The sequence below is a fragment of the Falsiporphyromonas endometrii genome (assembly GCF_042654485.1).
Taxonomy (GTDB): Bacteria; Bacteroidota; Bacteroidia; order Bacteroidales; family Porphyromonadaceae; genus Porphyromonas; species Porphyromonas endometrii.
Genome location: NZ_JBHSGO010000062.1, coordinates 1 through 833, shown reverse-complemented (window position 1 = coordinate 833; position 833 = coordinate 1). Strand labels below are relative to the sequence as shown.

The window sequence follows — 833 nt, the reverse complement described above, 5'->3', positions numbered from 1 at the left end:
TACTTTTGTGCATTGTCTTTCTTGTAAGTTTCTATGATAAAGATAAGACAATTGGGGCTGATTCCTGTGAAGGAAGTTCAGCCCCTTATTTTTTGTTTTGTGATATTTTTATCGGACAGCAATATTTCTTTTTGTGCCTACGCTCTTTGAAGAAACAGCAATATGTACTCTCCCCTATATCCACTCCAAGATTGCCTCTAAAAAGAGCAATCTAACCCACATTAGACTTGCAATGAGGAGCACATATATCAGCAAGATAAAAGTTTAAGCATAGCAAAACTACTTCGGGTTAAGAGTTTATTAGTAAACACCGAGCATTACCAATGATTGATGAGACAAGTTAAGGAGGGGTTGGATTAAGGGAAAAGTATTGCACACCAATAAACATTATCAAATAAGAAGTGCGGTTTGTTCTTTAGTTTTAGTAGTAATTCAAGTTCAATTCATTTTGACAAGTTCTTATCGGACAGCCGTGAAGTGGCAGACATATTCAGTAAAAGCCTTATAGATATAAAAGAGAGTTACCAAATTAAAAGCATTGAAGTGCATATAATAAGTTATTGATGTTGTATAATGTTACCATTATCACCGAAATCTCAAAATTGAACAAATCATACATGTCAAGATGTGGAAAAAGGCAGCATTGCTGTTGATTAGAAATGAAAGATCCAATCGGACGATTAGCCCCCATATCTTTACATCAAAAGGTAGTATCCCAAAAAGTGTGTAATTGAAGTTTATCTTTGAGTCAAAATTAATCATTTCATTTAATTGTTTTTCTCATCTGTCAGGCGGACATGAAAAACACCGGGGGGATTGGCGTCCGCCCGGGG

General features: G+C 35.7%; 1 protein-coding gene. It reads left to right on the top strand.

The annotated features are described in order from the left end of the window. Positions 1-215 (top strand): hypothetical protein (locus ACFO3G_RS03225; RefSeq protein ID WP_380077945.1); only part of this gene is annotated, 215 nt, incomplete at its 5' end. Positions 216-833 lie beyond the last annotated feature (618 nt).